We start from the raw sequence: 25,927 nt of genomic DNA, 5'->3' as shown, positions 1-25,927 counted from the left end.
TGCTCATGCTGAGTTTCCAGCACTAGATTAACTGCCCGTTCACGGACTTCCGGAGAGTAACGTTTGGTCGTTGTCATAGAGACCTCCACTTTTAAAGTATAGACTCTAATTTATCCGGGGTGATTCAGTCTTGCCGTTTCGGGAGTTGCCAGAGTTATTCCCAGCAGGATCGTGCTTGGCATACCCAAGATGTATATCCATCTCGGCTTCAAGAACTTGTTCAGCCAGTCGTTTGGTCAGTTCCTTGAGTAATCCTGATTCCCCCAACAGGTCCTGAGGGGAGTGGCAATCCTGGAGCAATTGGTCAATAAGATCGTTGCTGATAGGCATTTTGTAGTCCTTTAAAGGTTTTGCTAAAAATGCCATTTACACAGATTATTTTACAGCCTCTCCTGCTCTGCTCGCTGGCCTATCCATCTTGTTGAATACACTAAAATTATTATCGGAATATAGTCTGGAAGAACTTACTCATTTAGCGAGAGTTGCTCTTAAGCCTCCTCCCTGATGTGTAGATACCTATGCCCATATGGGCAATCACTAACCCCCAAAGCTTTCTGCTGCGCAGAAAACGCCGCACCGGCACTTCGTCGTTTTCCTGCGGTTCGCCCTTTCTCGCCGCGCTTTTCCATTCCAGACGCCCGCCGCCCTCGCGAATCAGATCAAGCTCGGCGGCATTGGCGCGGGATTGCAGCGTTAACCGCAAAACCCTCGACCGCTCGCAGGCGGGGTTTGCCGCCAGCGCCCGCACCGCCATCGCCTACGGACACACGGCCATCAAAATCGCGCCGTTCGATGAGGTCAACTGCCGTCGCCAGCCCCCGGCTGAGGCCAGCGCAGCGCTGCAAAAGGGGATAGAGCGCATTGATCGCGTCAGAGACGCCATCGGCGCGGATATCCGCCTGATGGTGGATTGCCATTGGCGCCTGGATTTACCCACGGCGCAAGCAGTATTGTCCTTAACGGAACGCTTTCACCTGCACTGGCTGGAATGCCCGTTGCCGGAAACGCGCGCCGATTTGGATGATTTGGTCGCGGTCAAAGCGCAGGCGAACGCACAGCGCGTCCTGCTGGCGGGCTGCGAGGAAAACATCAGGACGGAGAGCTTTGCCCCGTTCTGGGATAAACGCGTTTATGACGTCTATATGCCCGATGCGAAATATGTCGGCGGCATTGAGGAGATGATGACGGTGGCCGCCAATATCCAGCAGCAAGGGGCGACCTTTTCCCCGCATAATCCCTCCGGTCCCGTTTGCGATGCCGTCAGCGCCCATGTCTGCGCCGCCGTGGGTGGCGCGGGCATGCTGGAAATGCAATTTGATGAAACGCCGCTGTTCCCGGCTCTGATTGGCGGCGGGGCCAAGGCCGTCGAGCGCGGAAAAGTGGCTATTTCGCAACGTCCCGGCCTCGGCGTGGCCTTGGACAGAGCGCTAATTGACAAGTATGCACTCACCAGCCAAACGATTAAACGCCATGGCTGACCCCCTGCCGGCCCGGCTTCCCTGGTCAGCGCATTGGGGAAAAACGCCCGGCACGGCGCCAGCTTGCTACAGGCTGGGGAAAAACACCGGCCCGGCGTCGGCCCGCTACAGGCTGGGGAAAACACCCGACCCGGCGTCAGCCCGCTACAGGCTAGGGAAAACACCCGACCCGGCGTCAGCCCGCCGCACGCTTGGTGAAAACACGGTCGGGGGGACCCGGCAACGCGTTAGGCCCTCTCGGCCAGGCGCGCCGCGGTCGTCTGATTCAGCTTAAAACCGCAGCACATGCCACAGCAGGCCGGCGTACAGCGGCATCAGCGGATGGCGCACCAGCAGAACGATGGCCGCCACGGCCGCCAGCGCCAGCAGCGGCGCCAGCCAGCGCAGCCGCGCGGCGGGCAGCCAGCGGCTCAGACGATCCGGCGCTCGCCTGGCGCTGCGCCCCCAGCGCCACAACAGCCAGCAGGCCAGCCAGAGCAACAGCGCGCTGCACAACAGCAGGAGGCGGAACTGGCCGGTACTTTCCCCCGCCGGGATATTGATCGCCACCCCCGCCAGAATACCGGGCAGCAGATACACCGGCGGCCAGCTCACACAGCCGATGATGTTCGGCAAGGCAAATTTATAGGGCGAGAGATCCAGCATGCCGGCCACCAGCGGCACCAGCGGTCGGGTCGGGCCGATGAAACGGCCCACCAGAATGGTCATCATGCTATGCCGGTGCAGCGCATGCTCGGTTTTAGTCAACATGGATCGGTGTTTTTTCCAAAACGACAGCGTCTTGAGCGGCTTTTTAAAGGCGTGGCCGATATACCAAGAGATCCAGTCCCCCATAAGGCAACCGATAATGCCGGCACCCCAGGCGGGATAAAACGCCATTTTCCCGCTGCCAATCAACGCCCCGAGCGTCGCCATCATCACCGTGCCCGGCAGCAGCAGCCCCACCAGCGCCAGCGATTCAAGAAACGCCACCAGCGTGACCGCCAACAGTGAGAAAGCCAAGGATTGCGTAATCCAGTGTTCAAAAAAGGCTTCCATAACCCCTCTTCGTGATAAACCCGCCGCGGATTGTCAATGTCGGACGCCGGCACGTCAAACACTCAATTGTATACGGATTTGGCAAAAAGCCCCCTCCCCGCAGCGAACTGGACAAGGACTGTATAAATACTCATACTTTACCTGATGCCGGTGCCGCAAGCGCGATGCCCTTTCGCCCGGCGCCCTTCACCACGTTTATAGGATAGCCTGAGGTTATGTCCGCACCGTCCCTGCCGCAGCAGGGGTTTATTCTCACTCGCCACTGGCGGGATACCCCCGCCGGCAGCGCCATCGATCTTTGGCTGGCGACGGATCAGGGCGCGCAAAAGGTCAGCCTGCCGCCTCAGGAGGCGGTGGCTTTTGTTCCGACGATGTTTAGCGATCGCGTCCGCACGCTGCTGGCCGGCGAAGACGTGCAGCTGCGGCCGCTGGCGCTGCTCGATTTCCAGCGCCGGCCGGTCGACGGCCTTTATTGCCGCCATTACCGGACGCTGGCGCGGGCGGAGAAACTCCTCGCCGACGCCGGCATTCCGCTGTACGAAGCCGATATCCGCCCGCCGGAGCGCTACTTGATGGAACGATTCATCACCGCACCGGTTTTGTTCGATGGGACAATCGGTGCCGACGGTCAGGTGCGGGACGCGCGGCTGAAGCCCGCGCCGGATTACCGCCCCTCCCTGTCGCTGGTGTCGCTGGATATCGAAACCAACCGCTTCGGCGAGCTCTATTGTATCGGCCTGCACGGCTGCGGCCAGCATCAGGTTTATATGTTGGGGGAGCCGGGCGGCCCTCCCGCGACACGGCCGGAGATGCAACTGGAATATGTCCCCAGCCGCAAAGGCCTTATCGAACGGCTGAACGCCTGGTTCGCCCGCCACGATCCCGACGCCATTATCGGCTGGAATCTGGTGCAGTTCGATTTGCGCATGCTGCAAAAGCACGCCGAACGCTACGGCTTGCCGCTACGCCTCGGCCGCGGCGGCGAGGCGCTGGAATGGCGTGAACACGGTTTCAAGCAAGGGTATTTTTACGCTGCGGCCGCGGGCCGTCTGATTATCGACGGCATTGACGGTTTGAAGTCCGCCTTTTGGCAATTTTCTTCCTTTAGCCTGGAGCATGTGGCGCGGACGCTGCTCGGGGAGGGCAAAGCTATCGCCACCCCCTACGATCGCATGGATGAAATCGATCGTCTGTATCGCGAAGATCCGCCGGGTCTGGCGCATTATAATCTGACAGACTGCGAGCTGGTGACGCGCATTTTCGAGCACACCGGGCTGCTGGCGTTCCTGCTGGAGCGGGCGACGGTCACCGGACTTGCGGCGGATCGGTGGCGGCGTTCAGCTGGCTGTATATGCCGCGCATGCACCGCGCCGGTTATGTCGCGCCCAACCTCGGCGACGTGGCGCCGCAGGCCAGCCCCGGCGGTTATGTCATGGACTCCCGTCCCGGGCTGTACGATTCGGTGCTGGTGCTGGACTACAAAAGCCTTTACCCCTCTATCATCCGCACGTTTTTGATAGACCCGGTCGGGTTGATTGAAGGGCTGGCGGCGGGTGAAGGCCCCGACACGCTGGCGGGTTTCGCCGGTGCGCGCTTTTCGCGCCGGCATCACTGCCTGCCGGCCATCGTCGACCAACTCTGGCAGGGTCGGGAGCGCGCCAAACGCGACCATAACGCGCCGCTGTCCCAGGCGATGAAAATCATCATGAACGCTTTTTATGGTGTGTTGGGCGCGCCCGGCTGCCGGTTTTTCGACAAACCGTCTGGCCTCCTCCATTACCCTGCGCGGCCACGCCATCATGCACCAGACGCGGGAGCTTATCGAGGCGGAGGGTTATCCGGTCATTTACGGCGATACCGACTCCACTTTCGTCTGGCTCAAACGCCCCTTTGCACAGGACGACGCGGTGGCCATCGGTCAGGCGCTGGTGAGCAAAATCAACGGCTGGTGGCGGGACCATCTGCGCCAACAATGGGATCTCGACAGCGCCCTGGAATTGGAATTCGAGACGCATTTCAGCCGGTTTTTGATGCCGACCATCCGCGGCGCGGAGCTGGGCAGTAAAAAACGCTATGCCGGGCTGGTGCAGGACGAGCAAGGGGATCGCATGGTGTTTAAAGGGCTGGAAACGGTTCGCAGCGACTGGACGCCGCTGGCTCAGCAATTTCAGCAGCAGCTCTATGAGCGCATTTTTCGCCGCCAGCCGTATCAGTCTTTCGTGCGCGATTACGTGCGCCAAACGCTCGATGGCAGCTTCGACGACAGGCTGATTTATCGCAAGCGGCTGCGGCGCAAACTCGGCGAATACGAGCGCAACATCCCGCCCCAGGCCCGCGCGGCGCGCATCGCCGATGATTATAATCAGCGCCAGCAACGCCCGCAGCAGTATCAAAACGGCGGTTGGATTAGCTATGTCATGACCACCGCCGGCCCCGAGCCGCTGGAATGCCGCCAGAACCCGCCGGATTATGATCATTATCTCAGCAAGCAGTTGCAGCCGGTGGCGGACGCGATCCTGCCTTTTATGCAGGATGATTTTGCTACTCTTGTATCGGGTCAAATGGGATTGTTTTGACTGGCGGGGCGATTGGCAGGTGACGTCGCCGTCGCCATCTATTACCATAGCGCCCTCAACGCGTAATGTTAACCTCTGACCCCGTTTCATGCCGTGTAACTTCAGGCTTACGCCTGCCACGGCCAGCCGCGCTATTGCCGGTAATTTAGCCCAATACAACACTGAGCCGAGAATTTATGCCTTTTACGCTAGGTCAACGCTGGATAAGCGATACTGAAAACGAGCTGGGACTGGGTACCGTCGTTGCCCAGGACGCACGGATGGTGACCCTGTTGTTTTCCGCCAGCGGTGAAAACCGCCTCTACGCACGTAGCGACGCCCCGATTACCCGGGTGATGTTCAATCCCGGTGATACCGTTACCAGCCACGAAGGCTGGCAGCTTTTAATCGACACCGTCGAGGAAACAGAGGGCCTGCTGACCTACTTCGGGACGCGTCTGGATAACGGCGAAACCGGCTGTGCGCTGCGCGAAGTGTTGCTCGATAGCAAACTGACCTTCAGCAAACCGCAGGATCGCCTGTTTGCCGGCCAGATCGACCGCATGGACCGTTTCGCACTGCGCTACCGCGCACGTAAAATTTACAGCGAGCAGTTTCGCGCGTCGTGGAACGGCCTGCGCGGCATCCGCGCCAGCCTGATTCCCCATCAGTTGCATATCGCCGCCGAAGTGGGCCGGCGCCACGCCCCGCGCGTCCTGCTGGCGGATGAGGTGGGGCTGGGTAAAACCATCGAAGCCGGCATGATAATCCATCAGCAGTTGCTGACCGGCCGCGCGGAGCGGGTGCTGATCGTGGTGCCTGAATCGCTGCTGCATCAATGGCTGGTGGAAATGCTGCGCCGCTTCAATCTGCATTTTTCCATCTTCGACGATGAGCGCTACAGCCAGTCCCTGCTGGACAGCGACAACCCGTTTGAAACCGAACAATTGGTGCTATGTTCGCTGGATTTCGTGCGGCGCAACAAAGAACGGCTGACGCACTTGACCGAAGCGGAGTGGGACATGCTGGTGGTGGATGAAGCCCACCATCTGGCCTGGAGCGACACCGCCCCCAGCTGCGAATATCAAGTGGTGGAACAATTGGCGCAACATATCCCCGGCGTGCTGCTGCTGACCGCCACGCCGGAGCAATTGGGCATGCAAAGCCATTTTGCCCGTCTGCGTCTGCTGGACCCGGACCGCTTTCATGACTATCAGGCGTTTGTCGAGGAACAGCAGCGCTACCGCCCGGTGGCCGATACCGTGGCGCTGCTGCTCAACGACGAGCCGCTGGATGCCGCGGCCATGGCGCTGCTGGCTGAAATGCTCGGCGGGCAAAATGCCGATGCGCTGATGGCCCGCGTCAATGAGCAGGGGGCGGCCGCCGAGGACGCGCGCCGCCGGCTCACGGCCATGTTGATGGACAGCCACGGCACCAGCCGAGTCATGTTCCGCAATACCCGCCAAGGCGTGAAAGGCTTTCCGGCGCGCCGGCTGCACGCCTGCGCCCTGCCGCTGCCGGCGCAATACCAGACAGCCTTCAAAGTGGCCGGCATCATGGGCGGCAAGCAGGGGCTGGATGAGCGCGCGCGTCATATGCTCTACCCGGAGCAGATCTTTCAACAGTTTGAGGGGCAAAATGCAAGCTGGTGGAATTTCGACCCGCGTGTGCAGTGGCTGGTAGACTTCCTGCTCGACCAGCGGCAGGAGAAAGTGCTGGTGATCTGCGCCCATGCCGGCACGGCGCTGCAATTGAAGCAGGTGTTACGCGAACGGGAAGGCATCCGTGCCGCAGTGTTTCATGAAGGGTTATCGCTGGTGGATCGCGATCGCGCCGCGGCGTATTTCGCCTCCACGGAAGACGGCGCCCAGGTCCTTTTGTGTTCGGAAATCGGTTCCGAAGGCCGCAACTTCCAGTTCGCCAGCCAGATGGTGATGTTCGACCTGCCGTTTAATCCGGATCTGCTTGAGCAACGTATTGGTCGTCTGGACCGCATCGGCCAGAGCCGGGATTCCAGATCCATGTTCCTTATCTGGAGCAATCGGCGCAGGCGGTGCTACTGCGCTGGTACCATGAAGGGCTGGATGCCTTCGAGCATACCTGTCCCACCGGCCGCGCGCTGTATGACGAGGCGTACCAGACCTTGCAAGGCTATCTGGCGGAGCCGGGCGCGCTGACCGGCCTGACGGCGTTTATCCACGATTGCCGCGCGCGTCACGATGCGCTGAAGGCGCAAATGGAGCAGGGCCGCGACCGCTTGCTTGAGCTGCATTCCAACGGTGGCGAGCCGGCGCGCGTTCTGGCGCAGACCATCGCCGCGCAGGATAACGACAGCCAACTGGTGAATTTTGCCCTCAATCTGTTCGATATCATCGGCATAAGTCAGGAAGACCGCAGCGACAATCTTCTGGTGCTCAAACCGTCGGATCATATGCTGGTGCCTGATTTCCCCGGCGTGCCGGAAGAGGGCTGTACCATTACCTTTAATCGCGATCAGGCGCTGGCGCGCGAAGAGACGCAGTTTATCAGTTGGGAACATCCGATCATTCGTAACGGCCTCGATTTGGTGCTGTCGAGCGAAAGCGGCAACAGCGCGCTGTCGTTGCTGAAAAACAAAGCCTTGCCGGTCGGCACCCTGTTGTTGGAGCTGATTTACGTGGTGGAGTCTCAGGCCCCGCGCAATTTGCAGCTTAATCGCTTTCTGCCTGCGACTCCGCTGCGCCTGCTGCTGGATAAAAACGGTACCAATCTGGCGCCGCAGGTGGAGTTTGAGCAATTTAACCGGCAATTGAATGCCGTGAAGCGCCATACCGCCAGCAAACTGGTCAGCGCGGTGCAGCCGGAGGTGCATGGGATGCTCACGCACGGCGAGCCCCTGGTCGCCGAACAGGCGCGGGCGCAGGCGGATAGTCATCTCAGCGCAGAGCTGAGCCGGTTGCAGGCGCTGCGGGCGGTCAACCCGGCTATTCGCGACGACGAGCTAGAGGCGGTGGCGGAAAACCGCCGTCAGGTGCTCCGGCACCTCGATGAGGCCAATTGGCGTCTGGATGCAATCCGCCTTATCGTGGTGACCCACCAATAAACCGCAACCCCTACCCGGCGGTCATGGCCGCCGGGAAAACCGGAGCCGTATGGAACCTTATCATCCCCCGCAAACGCCCTGGCTGCACATCCTTTATCAGGATGCGCACATCATGGCGGTTAATAAGCCAAGCGGGTTATTGTCGGTGTCCGGGCGGGCGCCAGAGCATAGAGACAGCGTCATGACGCGGATCCAGGCGGATTTCCCCCCGGCGGAATCGGTGCATCGGCTGGATATGGCTACCAGCGGCGTATTGGTGGTGGCGCTGACCAAAGCCGCAGAACGTGAGCTGAAACGCCAGTTTCGCGAGCGCGAGCCGCGCAAAACTTATATTGCCCGCGTTTACGGGCATCCCGCCCGCGATGAAGGCGACATTGACCTGCCGCTGATTTGCGACTGGCCTAACCGGCCGCGGCAAAAGGTCTGTTTTGACACCGGTAAAGCGGCGCTAACTCACTACGAGGTCCTGTCCCGCGACCCCGACGGCAACGCCCGGGTGCGCCTGACGCCGCTGACCGGCCGCTCGCATCAGCTGCGGGTGCATATGCAGTCCCTGGGGCATCCCATTCTGGGCGACGGGTTTTACGCCACGCCTGATGCCAAAGCGATGGCGCCCCGGCTCTTGCTGCACGCGCAAACGCTGGCCATCACCCATCCCCACTACGGATCGCCCATTCATTTTCACTGTGAAGCGGATTTTTAAGCGCGATGGCGCAGCGATAAACTTCCGCCCAGCGCAGCGCAGCGCTCCGCTTAGCGAAACCCTTTCTCCCGCTTCAGCAAATCATAGGCTTGCTGAAGCGCCTGGGTCTTCTGTTTGGCCATCTCCATCATCTCCGGCGGCAGGCCCTTCGCCACCAGCTTGTCGGGATGATGCTCGCTCATCAGCTTGCGGTAGGCGCGCTTAATCGTCGGCCCCTGCGACCGTCCCGGCTGGCGGTAACCGCCCTGATAAGCGTCCTGCTGGCCGCCGAACTGCGCGCCGCCCTCCATCATGCTGAGAAACTGGTCAAACTGGCCACGGCTGATGCCCAGCTCTTCAGCGATAACATACAGCACCTGCCGTTCGTTGGGATGCAGCGAGCCATCGGCGAAAGCCGCCTGGATCTGAATTTCCAAAAACATGCGAATAAGATCAAAACGGCCAAAGCAGACCTGGCGAAACTCGCGCAGCCGGCCGCGCAGCGGAAAATCGCTATCTTTGCCTGCGCGGCGCTTTTCAGCGCATCATTAAGCTGCATCCGCGTCATCAGCCTGTTGGCGTTGACAATGTCCGCCTCGGTAACCCGCCCTTTGGATTTGGTTAAATGGCCCATTACCTGAAACGTGGTGCGGAAAAAAACGTTTTGCCGGGTTTGTTGATCGGAAAAATAACCGGGACCGGTCACGCGGGCGCCCCGTGCCTTGTCCACCATATGGCCTATTAACAGGCCCAGCACCACGGCCCAAAAACCGCCGCCCGCCCAGATTGCCAAAATAACGCCCAACAGCTTACCCCAATAACGCATATACTCCTCAATTCATCATGCCGTCGGTACAAATTTGCTTTATCATACCTGTCATTTAACGCTAAGCCTAACGGTGCGCGGCGAAACGGCAGGATTTAACACTGGCGCAACGCTTTTGAGTGATATAGTCTCTGACCGTTTGCCGCGATAAGCCCTGGATGACGGAACACCTGAAAAACGCTTATGAAAAAACGTTTACCCACACTGCTGGCCAGCCTTATCGGGTCCGCTCTTTATAGTCAGCAGGCGCTGGCCGATCTGGCGGATCAATGCCTGCTCGGCGTGCCGGCCTATACCAAACCGCTGGTCACCGGCGATGCCAATTCGCTGCCGGTGCATATTCAGGCCGACAAGGCCGCAGCGAATTATCCCGAACATGCGCTTTTTAGCGGCAACGTGGATATTGAACAGGGCAACAGCACGCTCACCGCCGATGAAGTGCAGCTCACGCAGCGCCAGGAGCAGAACAACGTGCCGCTGCGTACCGTCACCGCCACCGCCACCGCCACCGCCACCGCCACCGGGAATGTCAATTATTCCAGCAACGAGATCAAGTTGCAGGGGCCGAAAGCCTGGTCGAATCTCAACACCAAAGACACCGATGTCTATCAGGGCAACTACCAGATGGTCGGCCGACAAGGCCGCGGCGACGCCGATACCATGAAGCAGCGCGGCGAAAACCGCTATACGGTATTGGAAAACGGCAGTTTCACCTCGTGTTTGCCGGGGGACGACAGCTGGAGCGTTGTAGGGTCGGAGGTCATCCACGACCGTGAGGAGCAGGTCGCCGAGATTTGGAACGCGCGCTTTAAAATCGGCAAGGTGCCGGTGTTCTACAGCCCGTATTTGCAAATGCCGGTGGGCGACAAGCGCCGTTCCGGCTTTCTTATCCCCAATGCCAAATACGGCAGCAACAACGGCTTCGAGTTCAGCGCGCCCTATTACCTGAATCTGGCGCCGAATTATGACGCCACGATCACGCCGAATTACATGAGTAAACGCGGTACCCAGATCCAGACCGAGTTCCGCTACCTGACTACGCCGGGCGAGGGGCTGGTGGAGTTCGATTGGCTGCCCAAAGACCGGGTTTACAGCAGCGAGCACGCCAGCGACGGCGATAGCGATCGCTGGTTGCTCTACTGGCGCCACAACGGGGTCATGGATCAGGTGTGGCGTTTTAACGTCGATTACACCAAAGTCAGCGACTCCAACTACTTTGACGATCTGGATTCCAAATACGGTAGCACCACCGACGGTTACGCCACGCAGAAATTCAGTTTCGGCTATGCCGACGAGAACTGGGACACCGCCCTGTCGTACAAACAGTTCCAGGTCTTTGACACCAACAGCAGCGACGCTTACCGCGCCGCGCCTCAGCTGGATGTGACCTACTATAAAAACGACGTGGGTCCGTTTGATTTTAAAGTCTTCAGCCAGGCGGCCAAATTCACCAACGTCAACAACAGTTACCCTGAAGCGACCCGGTTGCACATTGAGCCCACGCTCAACCTGCCGCTGGCCAACCGCTGGGGTAGCTTAAATACCGAAGCCAAGCTGATGGCCACGCATTATCAGCAGGAAAATATCGACGACTACAACGACAACACCAGCACCGGCCGTCATTTGAAAGGATCGGTAAACCGCGTGTTGCCGCAGTTCAAAACCGACGGCAAGATGGTGTTCGAGCGCGATATGGATTATGCGCCGGACTACACGCAGACCCTGGAACCGCGCCTGCAATACCTGTATGTGCCCTATCGCAACCAGAACGATATCGGCGTCTATGACTCCACCATCCTGCAAACCGACTACTCCGGTTTGTTCCGCGATCGCACTTACAGCGGCCTGGACCGCATCTCCTCCGCCAATCAATTGGCGGGCGGCGTGACAACCCGAATTTATGACGATCAGCGCGTGGAACGATTTAACGCTTCCGTGGGTCAAATCTACTACTTCTCGCGGCCCCGTACCGGTGATATTACCGGCACCTGGGATAATTATGATAATACCGGCAGCGTGGTATGGGCGGGGGATAGCTACTGGCGCGTCAGCGATCAGTGGGGGGTCCGTGGCGGCCTGCAGTATGACTCCCGGCTAAACAGCGTTGCGTTGGGCGATGCAGTGCTGGAGTATCGGCGCGACGAAAACCGCATCCTGCAGCTGAATTACCGTTACGCCAGCCCGCAATATATTGAGCAGATGCTGTCCGACATCAGCCATCCCGGCTATCAGCAGGGCATTTCGCAGGTGGGGATAACCGGCAGTTGGCCGCTGGTGGACCGCTGGTCGCTGGTTGGGGCGTATTATTACGATACCAAGGCGAATCAGCCGGCGGACCAACTGGTCGGCCTGCAATACAACACCTGCTGCTGGGCTATCAATGTGGGCTACGAGCGGAAGATTACCGGCTGGAACAACACCGACAGCTCCAGCCAGTACGACAACAAAGTGTCGTTTAACATTGAACTGCGCGGTTTGAGCAGCAATTATGGCCTGGGTACGGACAAGATGCTGGCCTCCGGCATACTGCCCTATCAGCGGGCGTTCTAAGGCTGCAGTCTCGACGCAAACATTGAACTTAATCCGCGTATGCGGCTGATATATATGGAAAAGTTATGAAAAACTGGAGAACGTTTATCCTTGGCCTCGCCCTGTGCGCCAACGGCGCGCTCGCCGCGCCGCAGGTTGTGGATAAAGTTGCTGCCGTAGTGGACAACGGCGTCGTCCTGGAAAGCGAAGTGGACAATATGCTGTCCACGGTGAAACACGGCGCGCAGGAAGCCAATCAACAGCTGCCGGACGACGCGACGCTACGCCGCCAGATCCTCGATCGGCTGATTATGGACAACATTATTCTGCAGCTGGCCCAGCGCGCCAATATCACCATCAGCGACGAGCAACTGGATCAGGCTATCGGCAATATCGCCGGCCAGAACCATATGACTCTCGATCAGTTGCGCAGCCGCCTGGCCTATGACGGCATGGACTACAACACCTACCGCGCGCAAATCCGCAAAGAGATGCTGATAGCCGAAGTGCGTAACGGCGAAGTCCGCCGCCGCGTCACCATTTTGCCGCAGGAAGTCGAGTCGCTGGCGCAACAGATCGCCGCCCAAACCGGCAACGGCGCCGAATTCAATCTCAGCCACATCCTCATTCCGCTGCCGGAGAACCCGACGCAGGATCAGTTGGATAAAGCGGAAGCGCTGGCCACCTCTATCGTCGAGCAGAGCAAAAGCGGCGCGGACTTCGGCAAGTTGGCTATCACTTACTCCGCTGACGCCCAGGCGCTGAAAGGCGGCCAGATGGGCTGGGGGAAACTGGAAGAGTTACCGTCGCTGTTCGCGGCGCGCCTGCAGGGTGCTCAGAAGGGCAGCATTGTCGGCCCGATTCGTTCCGGCGTCGGCTTCCATATCCTGAAAGTCAACGACATCCGCGGCGGCGATCAGAAAGTGGCGGTCACCGAAGTGCATGCGCGCCATATTCTGCTGCGCACCTCGGTGGTGATGACCGACCAACAGGCCCGCGCCAAGCTTGAAGATATCGCGGCGCAAATCAAGAGCGGGCGCATCAGCTTTGCCGCCGCCGCCAAACAGCTTTCCGAAGATCCGGGCTCGGCAAATCAGGGCGGCGATCTGGGCTGGAGCTCCGCCGATGCGTTCGATCCGGCGTTCCGCGACGCGCTGATGCACCTGAAGAAAGGGGAAATCAGTACGCCGGTGCACTCCTCCTTTGGCTGGCATCTGATTCAGCTTATCGACACCCGCCAGGTGGACCGCACCGATGCCGCGCAGAAAGATCGCGCCTACCGACTGCTGTTTAACCGCAAGTTCGCCGAAGAGGCGCAGACCTGGATGCAGGAGCAGCGCGCGTCCGCTTACGTGAAAATCCTCGATAGCAATGGGCAATAATCAACGCATTGTTATTACCCCCGGCGAACCCGCCGGGATTGGCCCCGATCTTATTGCCGCGCTGGCCCAGCAGGCGTGGCCGGTTGAACTGGTGATTTGCGCCGATCCCGCGCTATTGACGGCACGGGCGCAACAGCTCGGCCTGCCGCTGCGGCTGCACCCCTTTCGGCCTGAACAACCGGCCACCCCCCGGCCGGCCGGCGAACTGACGGTGTTGGCCGTTGAGGCGCCGGCGCCGGTTGTCGCCGGTGAGCTCAACGTCGCCAACAGTCATTATGTGGTCGCGACGCTAGCCCGCGCCTGCGACGGCTGTCTCAACGGCGAGTTCGCGGCGTTGCTTACCGGTCCGGTGCATAAGGGCATCATCAACGACGGTGGCCTGCCGTTCAGCGGTCATACGGAATATTTTGCCGAACGCAGCGGCCGCGATCGGGTCGTGATGATGCTGGCTACCGAGTCGCTGCGCGTCGCGCTGGCGACCACCCATTTGCCGCTGCTGGCGGTCCCGGGCGCCATCACCCGCCAGTCCCTCGATGAAGTCATAACGATTCTGGTCCACGACCTGCAGCAGCAATTCGGCATCGCGCAGCCGTGCATTTACGTCTGCGGGCTGAACCCACACGCCGGCGAAGGCGGCCATATGGGTCGGGAGGAAATCGAGGTGATAACGCCAGCCCTGGATACGCTGCGCGCCAGAGGTTATAATCTCATCGGTCCGCTGCCCGCCGATACCTTGTTTCAACCGAAATATTTGCAGCAGGCGGACGCGGTGCTGGCGATGTATCACGATCAGGGTCTGCCGGTGCTGAAGTATCAGGGATTCGGCCGGGCGGTCAATATCACGCTGGGGCTCCCCTTCATTCGTACCTCCGTCGATCACGGCACCGCGCTGGAGCTGGCCGGTTCGGGTCAGGCGGAGGCCGGCAGTATCAAAACGGCGCTTAATCTCGCCATCGACATGATAAAACATCGTAATGAATAACCGCGTACATCAGGGGCATCTGGCACGCAAGCGTTTCGGCCAGAACTTTCTCCACGACAGCTCAATCATTGATGCTATTGTTGCCGCCATTTATCCGCAGCCCGGCCAGGCAATAGTGGAAATCGGGCCCGGCCTCGGCGCCCTGACCGAGCCGGTGGCGGAGCGCGTCGATGAGATGACCGTTATCGAGCTCGACCGCGATCTGGCCGCCCGTCTGGCCAGCCATCCTTTTTTGCAGTCCAAGCTGAACATTGTGCAGCAGGACGCCATGACGGTCGATTTTGCCGCGCTGTCCGCCGCGCGGGGCCAGCCGCTGCGGGTCTTTGGCAACCTGCCTTACAATATTTCCACGCCGCTTATGTTCCATCTTTTCAGCTATACTCATGCCATTCGCGACATGCACTTTATGCTGCAAAAAGAGGTGGTCAACCGACTGGTGGCCGGCCCGAACAGCAAGGCCTACGGCCGGTTAAGCGTCATGGCCCAGTATTACTGCCAGATAATCCCGGTGCTGGAAGTGCCGCCGGCCTCATTCCGGCCGGCGCCGAAAGTGGATTCGGCGGTAGTGCGGCTGGTACCCTATGCCACGCTGCCGTTCCCGGTGAAGGATCTGAGCAAACTCGCCACCTTGACCAGCCTGGCGTTCAACCAGCGCCGCAAAACGTTGCGTAATAGCCTGGGTAATCTTTTTAGCGCGCAACAGCTGGCGGAACAGGGTATCGACGCAACGCTGCGCGCGGAAAATGTGAGCGTTGAGCATTATTGCCGTTTAGCCAACGTGCTGGCGGAGCGCCCCGTTTCACAAGACTAACAGGAGTGCTTTGATGATTAACTCGCCCCGTGTCTGTGTTCAGGTTCAGAGCATGTACATCGAGACGCAGTCTCAGCCGGAAAGTGATCGTTACGTCTTCGCCTATACCATTACGCTGCGCAATTTGGGTCGGCACCCTGTGCAGCTGATAGGACGTTACTGGTTGATCACCAACGCCAACGGTCAGGAGACTGAGGTGCAGGGCGAGGGCGTGGTCGGTGAAAAGCCACGCATTTTGCCCGGTGGCGAGTTTCAATACACCAGCGGTGCGGTGCTGGAAACCCCGCTCGGCACCATGCAGGGCCATTACGAAATGGTCGATGATCAAGGACAGGGATTTCACGTTGCCATTCCCGTCTTCCGCCTGGCGATTCCTTCTCTTATAAATTAACTATGTCGACTTATTTAATTGGTGATATTCACGGCTGCTACGATGAGCTGAAAATCATATTGGCGCAGGTCCGGTTCGATCCGGCGGTGGATACGCTGTGGCTGACCGGCGATCTGGTCGCGCGCGGGCCTGGTTCGCTGGAGGTACTGCGTCTGGTGCGCAGTCTGGGCGACAGCGTACGGTTGGTGCTGGGCAATCACGATCTCCATCTTTTGGCGGTGTATGCCGGCATCAGCCGCAATAAGCCGAAAGATCGCATCACGCCGCTGCTGGAAGCGCCGGACGCCGACGAATTAATCAACTGGCTGCGCCGTCAGCCGGTGCTGCAGGTGGATGAAGAGAAAAAACTGGTCATGGCCCACGCCGGCATCACGCCGCAGTGGGATCTCGCCACGGCGCGCCAGTGCGCCCGGGAGGTGGAAGCGGTGCTCAAAAGCGACAGCTATCCGCTGTTCCTCGACGCCATGTACGGCGATATGCCGAACAACTGGAGCCCTGAGCTAAGCGGCCTGGCGCGCCTGCGGTTCAGCACCAATGTCTTTACCCGCATGCGCTACTGCTTCCCCAACGGTCAGCTGGAAATGAACTGCAAGGACACGCCGGAAAAAGCGCCGGCGCCGCTGCGGCCATGGTTCGCGCTACCGGGGCCGGTGTCTGAGCGCTATAGCGTTGTTTTCGGTCATTGGGCCTCGCTGATGGGCCAGGGAACGCCGGCGCACATCTACGGGCTTGACACCGGCTGCTGTTGGGGCGGCGAATTGACCCTGCTGCGTTGGGAAGACAAGACGTTTACCCGCGTCCCCTCTAACCGTCAGAACGAAACCGGCGTCGAAAACCCCATCAGCGCCTGAGGTCAACGCCCCCCAGCCCGGCGGTCTGATGGTCGGCAATTTGAGGGTCTGACGGTCCGGCGGTGTGACGGCCCGACGGTCGTCCTAGCCCAGCGCGGGGGTGCGCTGGAGGGATCTGGCATCACACGCGTCGATCCAGGATTTCAAAACAGTAGCTGTGGGTATTCTTCTCATCGGCGTCATGAAATTCGCTGAAGGTCGAGCGCCATTCATCCGGCTCATAGTCGGGGAACCAGGTGTCGCCGTCCACTTCGGCGTCGATATGGGTCAGATAAAGCCGACCGGCCTGGGACAGAAACGTTTCATAGACTTTACCGCCGCCGATCACCATCACCTCCGCCACTTCACCCGCCGCAGCCAGCGCCTGCGCCGGCGTGGTCACCCAGGTTACGGCGTCGTTATTGCCGGGATGGCTGCTCAACACGATATTGTGCCTTCCCGGCAGCGGCTTACCGATAGACTCAAAAGTTCTACGCCCCATGATGACCGGTTTGTTAAGCGTGTTACGCTTGAACCAGGCCAGATCGGCGGAAAGGTGCCAGGGCATGGCATTTTCCATCCCAATCACACGATCTACCGCCAGAGCGGCAATCAGGCTAATAATCATAAAAGACCTTACAGGCAACAAAATTGCTGACACTATACGGAAAGAGATCCGGGGCGTCGATAGCTGCTCATGTAAGGCGTGACAAATTTCAGAAAGCACTTAAAAGCACCGCGCCAACAGAATGATATCGGTTAAACCAGAGCGAAACAGCCATAAAAAAAGGGTGCTTTCGCACCCTTTTTAGCCCCGTTTTAAAAGACGTTAGTCTGTGATTTGCGCATGCATTTCCTGTACAGAAATCACTTGAGCCGTGGCGTCGGCGTTGAGGGACATCGCGGTGGCGAAGCCGCCGTTCAGCGTCGTGTCATAATGCACTTTATATTGCAGGGCGCTGCGCCGAATGAGTTTGGAATCCTCAATCGCCTGACGGCCGGCGGTGGTGTTGACGATATAGCTGTATTCGCCGTTTTTGATCCGATCTTGAATATGCGGCCGCCCCTCATGGACTTTATTCACCAGACGCGGATTGATGCCGGCCTCGCCCAGAATCACCGCCGTGCCGTGGGTCGCATCCAGCTCAAAACCGTGTTTCAGCAGCTTAGCCGCCAGATCGACTACCCGGTCCTTGTCGCCTTCGCGCACCGACAGCAGCGCGCGACCGCTTTTCTTCATGCTCGACTGACTGCCGAGCATCGCTTTGGCGAACGCTTCGGCGAACGTCCGACCCACCCCCATAACTTCACCGGTGGAGCGCATTTCCGGGCCGAGGATCGGATCCACGCCGGGAAATTTGTTAAACGGCAGCACCACTTCTTTCACCGAGTAGTAAGGCGGGATAACCTCGCGGGTCACGCCCTGTTGCACCAGGGATTTGCCGACCATTACCCGGGCGGCCACTTTCGCCAGCGCCACGCCGGTGGCCTTGGACACAAACGGCACCGTGCGCGCGGCGCGCGGGTTGACCTCAATTAGGTACACCTCATTATCCTTCACCGCGAACTGCACGTTCATCAGGCCCCTGACCTGCAGTTCAAACGCCAGTTTTTCCACCTGCTGACGCATGACATCCTGGATCTCACGGCTCAGCGTATAGGCCGGCAGCGAACAGGCGGAGTCGCCGGAGTGCACCCCGGCCTGCTCGATGTGTTCCATAATGCCGCCGATCAGCACGTTTTCACCGTCGCAAACCGCGTCCACGTCCACTTCCACCGCATCGTCCAAAAACCGGTCAAGCAGTACCGGCGCGTCGTTAGAGACACTGACCGCGTTGTGGAAGTAGCGCAGCAGATCCGTATCGTCGTAAACGATTTCCATCGCCCGGCCGCCGAGAACGTAGGAGGGGCGGACCACCAGGGGGTAACCGATGGTCGCGGCTTTCTCCACCGCCAGATCGATGGTGGTGACGGTGGCATTGGCCGGCTGTTTCAGCCCCAAACGCTCGACCGCCTGCTGGAACCGTTCCCGGTCTTCCGCCCGGTCGATAGCGTCCGGGCTGGTGCCTATCACCGGCACGCCGGCGGCCTCCAGCGCGCGGGCCAGCTTCAGCGGCGTTTGGCCACCGTACTGGACAATGACGCCCTTGGGCTTTTCGATACGTACAATTTCCAGCACGTCTTCCAGCGTCACCGGCTCGAAATAGAGGCGATCGGAGGTGTCGTAATCGGTAGAGACCGTCTCAGGATTACAGTTGACCATGATGGTCTCGTAACCGTCTTCCCGCAGCGCCAGCGAAGCGTGCACACAGCAGTAGTCAAACTCGATGCCCTGCCCTATCCGGTTCGGTCCGCCGCCCAGCACCATGATTTTTTCACGATCCTGATGCGGCTGGGATTCACACTCGTCGTCGTAGGTCGAGTACATATAAGCGGTATCGGTGGCGAACTCAGCGGCGCAGGTATCGACCCGCTTGTACACCGGGTGCAAATCGTAGCTTTCGCGTAATTTGCGAATTTCCGCTTCCGCGACGCCCACCAGGGCGGCCAGCCGCGCGTCGGCGAAACCTTTGCGTTTCAGCAGGCGCAGATAATCGGCGCTGAGCGCGGTGACGCCCCGCTCCGCTACGTCGTTTTCCAGCTTGACCAGCTCCTCGATCTGCACCAGGAACCAGCGGTCGATATTGGTCAGGTTGAACACACCGTCCACCGACATGCCGGCGCGGAATGCGTCGGCCACATACCAGATACGCTCACCGCCGGCGTCCTTCAGCTCGCGCCGCAGGGTGGTCAACGCTTCCGGGTCGTCAAGGTTGACCTTGGGATCAAAGCCGCTGGCGCCCACTTCCAGTCCGCGCAGCGCTTTTTGCAGCGACTCTTGCTGGGTGCGGCCGATGGCCATCACCTCACCGACCGATTTCATCTGCGTGGTCAGGCGGTCGTTGGTGCCGGCGAATTTCTCAAAGTTGAAGCGCGGGATTTTGGTGACCACATAGTCGATGGACGGCTCGAAGGAGGCCGGCGTGTGACCGCCGGTAATGTCGTTCATCAGCTCATCGAGGGTATAGCCCACCGCCAGCTTGGCGGCCACCTTGGCGATAGGGAAGCCGGTAGCCTTGGACGCCAGCGCGGAGGAGCGGGAAACGCGCGGGTTCATCTCGATGATGATAAGCCGGCCGTTTTTCGGATTGACCGAGAACTGGACGTTGGAGCCGCCGGTTTCCACGCCGATTTCACGCAGTACCGCCATCGAGGCGTTCCGCATGATTTGGTATTCTTTGTCGGTCAGGGTTTGCGCCGGCGCAACGGTTATCGAGTCACCGGTATGGATGCCCATCGGGTCAACGTTTTCAATGGAGCAGACAATAATGCAGTTGTCTTTTTTATCGCGCACCACCTCCATCTCATACTCTTTCCAGCCGATAAGCGACTCATCGATCAGCAGTTCGGTGGTCGGTGACAGATCCAGACCGCGCTCGCAAATCTCTTCAAACTCTTCACGATTGTAGGCGATGCCGCCGCCGGTGCCGCCCATGGTGAACGACGGGCGGATGATGCAGGGGAAACCGACGTCCGCCGCCACCGCCAGCGCCTCGTCCATGGTATGGGCAATGCCGGAGCGGGCGGTTTCCAGACCAATTTTTTTCATCGCTTTATCGAAACGCTGGCGATCTTCCGCCTTATCGATCGCGTCGGCGGTGGCGCCGATCATCTCAACGCCAAATTCTTTAAGCACCCCCTCACGCTCCAGCTCCAGCGCGCAGTTCAGCGCCGTCTGGCCGCCCATGGTTGGCAGCAGCGCGTCCGGTCGCTCCTTTTCGATGATTTTGCGTACCACTTCCCAGTGAATAGGCTCGATGTAGGTCGCATCGGCCATGTTAGGGTCGGTCATGATAGTGGCGGGGTTGGAATTCACCAGCACCACGCGGTAGCCTTCCTCGCGCAGGGCTTTGCACGCTTGCGCCCCGGAGTAGTCGAACTCACAGGCCTGGCCGATAACGATGGGACCAGCGCCGAGGATCAGGATACTTTTTATATCGGTACGTTTTGGCATCTCAGGCTCCTGATACGTTTGACTGTGCGCGATAAGCGTTGATGAGCTCGATAAAATGGTCGAACAAAGGTGCGGCGTCGTGCGGGCCAGGGCTGGCCTCGGGATGCCCCTGGAAACTGAACGCCGGTTTATCAGTGCGGTGCAGGCCCTGCAGCGTGCCGTCGAACAGCGAAGTATGGGTCACCCTGAGCGTGTCGGGCAGTGTTTTCTCATCCACCGCGAAGCCGTGGTTCTGGGCGGTGATCATCACCCGATCGGCCGCCAAATCTTTTACCGGATGGTTGCCGCCGTGATGACCAAACTTCATCTTTACCGTCTTGGCGCCGCTGGCCAGCGCCAGCAACTGGTGGCCAAGACAGATGCCGAATAGCGGAATATCGGTGGTGAGGAAGGTCTGGATGGCGGCGATCGCGTAATCGCAGGGCGCCGGGTCGCCCGGGCCGTTAGCCAGGAAGATACCGTCGGGGTTCATCGCCAGCACCGTTTCGGCCGGCGTCTGCGCCGGCACCACCGTCAATCGACAGCCGCGATCCACCAGCAGGCGCATGATATTGCGTTTGATGCCGTAGTCGTAGGCCACCACATGATAAGGCAACTCCGTCGACGGCGCGGGCAGGCCGCCTTCCAGGGTCCAGCTGCCCTGGGTCCAGCTGTACTGTTCAGTGGTGCTCACCTCTTTCGCCAGATCCATGCCGTTCAGACCGGGAAATTCGCGGGCTTTGCGCAGGGCCAGCTGCGCGTCCGGGGCATCGCCGGCAATGATACAGCCGTTTTGCGCCCCTTTTTCCCGCAGCAAACGCGTCAGCTTACGGGTATCGATATCGGCGATGCCGACAATATTCTGCTGCTTCAGATAGTCCGACAGCGACAGCGTATCGCGATAGTTGCTGGCGATGAGCGGCAGATCGCGGATCACCAGCGCCTGCGCCTGCACGCGGGGTGATTCGTTGTCTGCTTCATTAGTGCCGGCATTGCCGATATGGGGATAAGTCAGGGTGACGATTTGGCGGGAATAGGAAGGATCAGTGAGGATTTCTTGATAACCGGTGATTGACGTATTGAAAACCACTTCCCCCACCGCCGTGCCCTCTGCCCCAATGGCCCGACCGTGGAATTGGGTTCCGTCTTCCAGAACCAACAGCGCTGACTTTATCAAAACACCCCCAATGAATATTCAGTCATTATATTTGCATATTAATTCATTCCAAAGGGATGAATCAATGCAAAAATCACCTGTAAGGTAGAATTTTGGCAAATTGGGCGCATTTTAAAGATGACCCTGCACTTTGTCTACCCCAAAGGGGTTATTTTTATCTTCTTTCGTCCTCTTTAGGGCAATGGCGGCATGAACGGGCCAAAAAAGCGCATAAAACTGGCCGGGAAAACGGTTGCCCGTCTCTTTTTTGCTACAAGCGCGGCATTGATTGCATGAAACGGTGCTTTGACCAAGAAAAATGCTTTGCCCCGAGGGTCAAGCTGCAATAAATAGCGAATTACAGACCATTAGAGTAAAAACCATCATCTAAGCAGGAAAAAGCAATGTCATTGTCAATGACGTTGCTTTTTTATAGCAAAATCAATAAAATATTTTATTCTTTTTTTCATACAACATTAAAAAAAATTACAACCGGTCGAGATTAAGGACATTAACCATATCATAAAGGCCCTTTTTCTCACCGCATAGCCAAACGGCTGCACGAACTGCCCCGGTGGCAAACGTCATCCTGCTCGACGCCTTGTGGGTAATCTCCAGCCGCTCGCCGGTTTCGGCGAACATCGCGGTGTGCTCACCCACAATGTCACCGGCCCGCACCGTGGCAAAACCGATACTTTTCGCTTTGCGCTCGCCGGTGTGCCCTTCGCGGCTGTACACGGCACAGCGGGACAAATCACGCCCGAGCGCGCCGGCGATGGCTTCACCCATGGCCAGCGCGGTGCCCGACGGTGCATCCACTTTATGGCGGTGGTGTGCTTCGATAATTTCAATATCGGCCTCCTCCCCCATGACCTGCGCCGCTTTTTCCAGCAGCTTGAGCATCACATTGACGCCAACGCTGTAGTTGGCGGCGAAAACGATGCCCGTCTCCTGTGCCGCCGCGCTGATGGCCTCTTTCTGGGCATCGCTGAAGCCGGTAGTGCCGATGATGATGCCTTTATGATGCCGGCGGCAGAATGCCAGATACCCCATGCTGGCGTCGGGACGGGTGAAATCGATAAGGATATCAAAGTCGTCTTTCACCGCTTCAAGCGTGTCGCTGATGGTGACACCCAAGGCGCCGATACCGGCCAGCTCACCGGCGTCCACACCACACAATGTTGAACCGGCGCGGCATACTGCGGCGCCCAGCGTCGCCTGTTCCGACTGCGCCACCGCCTGAATAAGCTGGCGCCCCATCCGGCCGCCCGCACCGGCGACCGCAATGCGTGTTGGTGTGTTACTCATGGATCCTCTCACTCTTATGACCTGTCAGTTAGCCTCAGGTTAACCGCGCCAGGGCGCCGCCGCCAGCAAAAATCCGTTGTGATAATGAATTCGCGACAGTGCACGCAGCCGATAAGCAACAATGCTGACAGGGAGCTTTTTTTTGCACGGCACTACGCACTTTGAATGATTATTCATCCCTAAGGCGGATATACGCTTTTCCTCCGGCACAAAGCCGCTACACTTAGGGCTTATCGGGAATCTAACAAGAGGTCAGGATGGAGACGTTTTTCAACGGCCCGGTGCGTCCGGTGGGCAACTACCGCGCCCAATTGGGTGAGTCCCCGGTCTGGTGCCACCAGAGCCAGTCCCTGCTGTGGGTGGATATTGTGCAGCACCGGCTGCTGCGTTACTGGCCGGCGCGGGAGGTTATCGAACAGCGCCTGCTCGCCACCCTGTTCAGCGCCGCGCTGCTCACCGAGCGTCGTGAACAATTTCTGCTGGTGAGCGACCAGGGCATTCTGCTTTATCACTGGGACGATCATCAGGCGCAACCGACGAAGCTGTGTCCGTACCCGCGGGACGCGGCCGGCACCCGGCCGAACGAGGCCGCCATCGCCCCTGACGGTTCCCTGTGGTTCAGCACCATGGATATTAACGAGTCGGCGCCGCTCGGCGGCTGGTATCGTTTCGCCCCGGGCGATACCCGACCGGTGAAGATGGCGGGCGCGATGACCATTCCCAACACCCTCGCCTGGCATGAAGATCGCGTCTGGTTCGCCGACAGCGCGGAACGGCTGTTCTTCTCCGCCAGCGGCCGGGGAATTCTGCCGCAGGAGATGCGCAGACACCCCGCCGATGATATGACGCCTGACGGGTCGGCGCTCAGTCGCGAGGGGGAGTTGATTACCGCCCGCTTCGGTCACGGTTGCCTGAGCCGCTACCGTATCCGCCAGGGGGCGCTGACGCTGGCCGAACATATGCCGCTGCCGGTCATACAGCCCAGTTGCTGCGCTTTCGGCGGTCCTGACGGCGCGACACTGTACATTACCTCGGCGCGTAAGCAACTGACGGACCCCGGCGAGCTGGATGGCGCGCTGCTGCAGGTCGCCACCGGCACCAGCGGCGCACCAACGTATCGATTCCGGTTTGATTAAGCCGCGCCGGCGGTGTGCTCCGCCGACCAGGGCAGGGCCGCAAAGAAGGTAGCGTTATCCCACCGAAAACGGGACATTCCAACGAAGGCGGCGTTATTCCACCGAAGGTGGCGCATTCCACCGAAGGCGGCGCATTCCACCGAAGGTGGCGCATTCCACCGAAGGTGGGACATTCCAACGAAGGTAGCGCATTCCACCGAGGGAGGCGCATTCCAACGAAGGTGGGACATTCCACCGAAGGTGGCGCATTCCACCGAAGGTGGCACATTCCAACGAAGTTGGCGCATTCCACTGAAGGTGGCGTTATTCCACCGTTTTCACTTCCAGGCGCAGCTCTTTCGGTACCTCGAACACGATATTCTCCTCGCGGCCGATGAGTTCTTTAGCCTCTTCGGCACCCAACGAGCGCAGGCGTTCGATCACCTGCTGTACCAGTATATCCGGCGCCGACGCGCCGGCGGTAACGCCGATGGTTTTCGTCCCCTGGAGCCAGCTTTCCTGGATATCGCCGGCGCTGTCAATCAGATAGGCCGGCTTGCCAACCCGCTGGGCCAGTTCCGCCAGCCGGTTGGAGTTGGAAGAGTTTTTGGAACCGACGACCAGCACCACATCGGCATCGGCGGCAAGACTGCGTACCGCTTCCTGACGGTTGGTGGTGGCATAGCAAATATCGTCCTTGCGCGGTCCGATAATAGCGGGAAACCGCGCGCGCAGCGCGTCGATGACGTCTGAGGTATCATCCACCGACAGCGTGGTCTGGGTCATAAAACACAGGTTATCGACGTTCTTGACCTTAAGCTGCCAAACATCCTCCGGCGATTCAACCAGATACATGCCGCCGGCGGGGTTGTTGTATTGCCCCATGGTGCCTTCCACTTCAGGATGCCCGGTATGGCCGATAAGGATGGCCTCGGTGCCTTTACGGCTGGCGCGGGCGACTTCCATATGCACTTTGGTCACCAGCGGGCAGGTGGCATCAAACACGGTTAAATCACGACTGCGCGCCTCTGCCCGCACCGCTTGGGAAACGCCGTGGGCGGAGAAAATCAGGATGGAACCGTCAGGCACTTCAGCGATTTGCTCAATAAAAATGGCGCCTCGCTGGCGCAGCGTATCGACTACGTAGCGGTTATGCACGACTTCATGGCGCACATAGATAGGCGCGCCATAAATTTCCAGCGCGCGCTCCACGATACTGATTGCCCGGTCGACGCCGGCGCAGAATCCACGCGGATTAGCCAGCAATATGCGCATCGGTCGCCTCCCGTTGCGAGTCAATCTGCAGCACTTCGATGTCGAACCACACCACTTTTCCGGCGAGCGGGTGGTTAAAATCGACGGTGATGGAGTCTTCGGCCACCTCACTGATAAGCCCCGGCATTTCGCTACCGTTGATACCGGTAAACAGCATAATCGTGCCCACCTCCGGCACCCCGGTGTCGATAAAATTACGGCGCGAATAAAATTGAATCAGATCGGGATTGGACGGACCGAACGCCGCCTCCGGCGCCAGCGAGAAGGTTTTCCTGTCTCCCTGATGCAGGCCAAGCAACGCCTGTTCCAACTCTGCGGACAGGCTGCCGTCCCCAAGCCGGAAGAGCGCCGGTTTGTTCTCGCGCCGGGTGGAATCGGCCAATTGCCCGTCCGCCAGTTTAAGATCAAAATGCAGCAATACCGCGCTGTCCGGTTGTACGGCGTGAGTCGTCAT

17 protein-coding genes and 4 pseudogenes are annotated in these 25,927 nt (G+C 59.3%); 11 read left to right on the top strand and 10 right to left on the bottom strand.

Annotated features, from left to right (window positions below; genetic code table 11):
• Positions 1-126 precede the first annotated feature (126 nt).
• Positions 127-330, bottom strand: a pseudogene (locus CINSTRO3249_RS00235) (transposase); the annotation flags it as partial.
• A gap of 142 nt (positions 331-472) precedes the next feature.
• Positions 473-703: a hypothetical protein gene (locus tag CINSTRO3249_RS17055; RefSeq protein ID WP_174249706.1), complete on the bottom strand. Its 231-nt coding sequence runs from the start codon at positions 701-703 to the stop codon at positions 473-475.
• Between CINSTRO3249_RS17055 and CINSTRO3249_RS00230 the strand changes: the two genes are divergently transcribed.
• Complete coding sequence (locus CINSTRO3249_RS00230) at positions 675-1,478, top strand: enolase C-terminal domain-like protein (RefSeq protein ID WP_074011668.1); 804 nt, start codon at positions 675-677, stop codon at positions 1,476-1,478. The two genes, CINSTRO3249_RS17055 and CINSTRO3249_RS00230, sit on opposite strands and share 29 nt — an antisense overlap.
• 270 nt (positions 1,479-1,748) lie before the next feature.
• Here the strand turns inward: CINSTRO3249_RS00230 and CINSTRO3249_RS00225 are convergent, their stop codons facing one another.
• Positions 1,749-2,516: a DedA family protein gene (locus CINSTRO3249_RS00225; protein ID WP_074011667.1), complete on the bottom strand. Its 768-nt coding sequence runs from the start codon at positions 2,514-2,516 to the stop codon at positions 1,749-1,751.
• Between the two features lie 215 nt (positions 2,517-2,731).
• Between CINSTRO3249_RS00225 and CINSTRO3249_RS00220 the strand changes: the two are divergent.
• The 3 genes and pseudogenes from CINSTRO3249_RS00220 to rluA all read left to right on the top strand — a co-directional run bounded on the left by CINSTRO3249_RS00220 (position 2,732) and on the right by rluA (position 8,856).
• A pseudogene (locus CINSTRO3249_RS00220) lies at positions 2,732-5,092 on the top strand (DNA polymerase II).
• Between the two features lie 176 nt (positions 5,093-5,268).
• A pseudogene (gene rapA / locus CINSTRO3249_RS00215) lies at positions 5,269-8,153 on the top strand (RNA polymerase-associated protein RapA).
• Between the two features lie 49 nt (positions 8,154-8,202).
• Positions 8,203-8,856 carry a bifunctional tRNA pseudouridine(32) synthase/23S rRNA pseudouridine(746) synthase RluA gene (gene rluA, locus CINSTRO3249_RS00210; RefSeq protein WP_074011666.1) on the top strand — a complete coding sequence of 218 codons (654 nt, stop codon included), beginning with the start codon at positions 8,203-8,205 and terminating at the stop codon, positions 8,854-8,856.
• Positions 8,857-8,906: 50 nt separating this feature from the next.
• On the opposite strand, the pseudogene djlA reads toward rluA, so the two are convergent.
• Positions 8,907-9,661 (bottom strand): annotated as a pseudogene (gene djlA, locus CINSTRO3249_RS00205) (co-chaperone DjlA).
• A gap of 183 nt (positions 9,662-9,844) precedes the next feature.
• Between djlA and lptD the strand changes: the two are divergent.
• The 6 genes from lptD (at position 9,845) to apaH (ending at position 16,607) form a co-directional block, all read left to right on the top strand.
• Positions 9,845-12,211 (top strand): LPS assembly protein LptD, encoded by a 2,367-nt coding sequence (lptD, locus tag CINSTRO3249_RS00200; protein WP_074011665.1) that lies wholly within the window; start codon positions 9,845-9,847, stop codon positions 12,209-12,211.
• A 65-nt stretch (positions 12,212-12,276) separates the two neighbouring features.
• Positions 12,277-13,572 carry a peptidylprolyl isomerase SurA gene (gene surA, locus CINSTRO3249_RS00195; RefSeq protein ID WP_074011664.1) on the top strand — a complete coding sequence of 432 codons (1,296 nt, stop codon included), beginning with the start codon at positions 12,277-12,279 and terminating at the stop codon, positions 13,570-13,572.
• The gene (pdxA, locus tag CINSTRO3249_RS00190) at positions 13,562-14,554 is read left to right on the top strand and encodes a 4-hydroxythreonine-4-phosphate dehydrogenase PdxA (RefSeq protein ID WP_074011663.1); all 993 of its coding nucleotides are present in this window, start codon (positions 13,562-13,564) and stop codon (positions 14,552-14,554) included. Before surA ends, pdxA begins: the two co-directional genes overlap by 11 nt.
• Entirely contained in the window at positions 14,547-15,365 is an 819-nt protein-coding gene (gene rsmA / locus CINSTRO3249_RS00185) for a 16S rRNA (adenine(1518)-N(6)/adenine(1519)-N(6))-dimethyltransferase RsmA (RefSeq protein WP_074011662.1), read from the top strand. The genes pdxA and rsmA overlap by 8 nt, the downstream gene beginning before the upstream one ends.
• Positions 15,366-15,378: 13 nt before the next feature.
• A complete protein-coding gene (gene apaG, locus CINSTRO3249_RS00180; RefSeq protein WP_074011661.1) occupies positions 15,379-15,756 on the top strand; it encodes a Co2+/Mg2+ efflux protein ApaG in 378 nt (125 codons plus the stop codon).
• A gap of 2 nt (positions 15,757-15,758) precedes the next feature.
• On the top strand, positions 15,759-16,607 hold the full coding sequence (gene apaH / locus CINSTRO3249_RS00175) for a bis(5'-nucleosyl)-tetraphosphatase (symmetrical) ApaH (RefSeq protein WP_074011660.1): 849 nt from the start codon (positions 15,759-15,761) through the stop codon (positions 16,605-16,607).
• 121 nt (positions 16,608-16,728) lie between these two features.
• On the opposite strand, the gene folA is transcribed toward apaH, so the two are convergent.
• From folA to dapB, 4 genes are all read right to left on the bottom strand, one after another.
• Complete coding sequence (gene folA, locus CINSTRO3249_RS00170) at positions 16,729-17,214, bottom strand: type 3 dihydrofolate reductase (RefSeq protein WP_074011659.1); 486 nt, start codon at positions 17,212-17,214, stop codon at positions 16,729-16,731.
• A gap of 201 nt (positions 17,215-17,415) precedes the next feature.
• On the bottom strand, positions 17,416-20,640 hold the full coding sequence (gene carB, locus CINSTRO3249_RS00165; protein ID WP_074011658.1) for a carbamoyl-phosphate synthase large subunit: 3,225 nt from the start codon (positions 20,638-20,640) through the stop codon (positions 17,416-17,418).
• A gap of 1 nt (position 20,641) precedes the next feature.
• Positions 20,642-21,796, bottom strand: coding sequence for a glutamine-hydrolyzing carbamoyl-phosphate synthase small subunit (carA, locus tag CINSTRO3249_RS00160; protein ID WP_074011657.1), 1,155 nt, complete (start codon positions 21,794-21,796; stop codon positions 20,642-20,644).
• Between the two features lie 465 nt (positions 21,797-22,261).
• Positions 22,262-23,083: a 4-hydroxy-tetrahydrodipicolinate reductase gene (gene dapB, locus CINSTRO3249_RS00155; RefSeq protein ID WP_074011656.1), complete on the bottom strand. Its 822-nt coding sequence runs from the start codon at positions 23,081-23,083 to the stop codon at positions 22,262-22,264.
• Between the two features lie 257 nt (positions 23,084-23,340).
• Here dapB and CINSTRO3249_RS00150 point away from each other — a divergent pair, with 257 nt between their 5' ends.
• Complete coding sequence (locus tag CINSTRO3249_RS00150; protein ID WP_074011655.1) at positions 23,341-24,219, top strand: SMP-30/gluconolactonase/LRE family protein; 879 nt, start codon at positions 23,341-23,343, stop codon at positions 24,217-24,219.
• 303 nt (positions 24,220-24,522) lie between these two features.
• Here the strand turns inward: CINSTRO3249_RS00150 and ispH are convergent, their stop codons facing one another.
• Together ispH and fkpB are read right to left on the bottom strand one after the other, a co-directional pair.
• Positions 24,523-25,473, bottom strand: coding sequence for a 4-hydroxy-3-methylbut-2-enyl diphosphate reductase (gene ispH, locus CINSTRO3249_RS00145; RefSeq protein WP_074011654.1), 951 nt, complete (start codon positions 25,471-25,473; stop codon positions 24,523-24,525).
• The gene (gene fkpB, locus CINSTRO3249_RS00140) at positions 25,454-25,927 is read right to left on the bottom strand and encodes an FKBP-type peptidyl-prolyl cis-trans isomerase (protein ID WP_074011653.1); all 474 of its coding nucleotides are present in this window, start codon (positions 25,925-25,927) and stop codon (positions 25,454-25,456) included. Before fkpB ends, ispH begins: the two co-directional genes overlap by 20 nt.

Origin of the sequence: Candidatus Sodalis sp. SoCistrobi, assembly GCF_900143145.1 — a bacterium.
Taxonomy (GTDB): domain Bacteria; phylum Pseudomonadota; class Gammaproteobacteria; order Enterobacterales; family Enterobacteriaceae; genus SoCistrobi.
The sequence above is the reverse complement of the archived record's forward strand: the minus strand, read 5'-3'. Positions and strand labels throughout refer to the sequence as shown.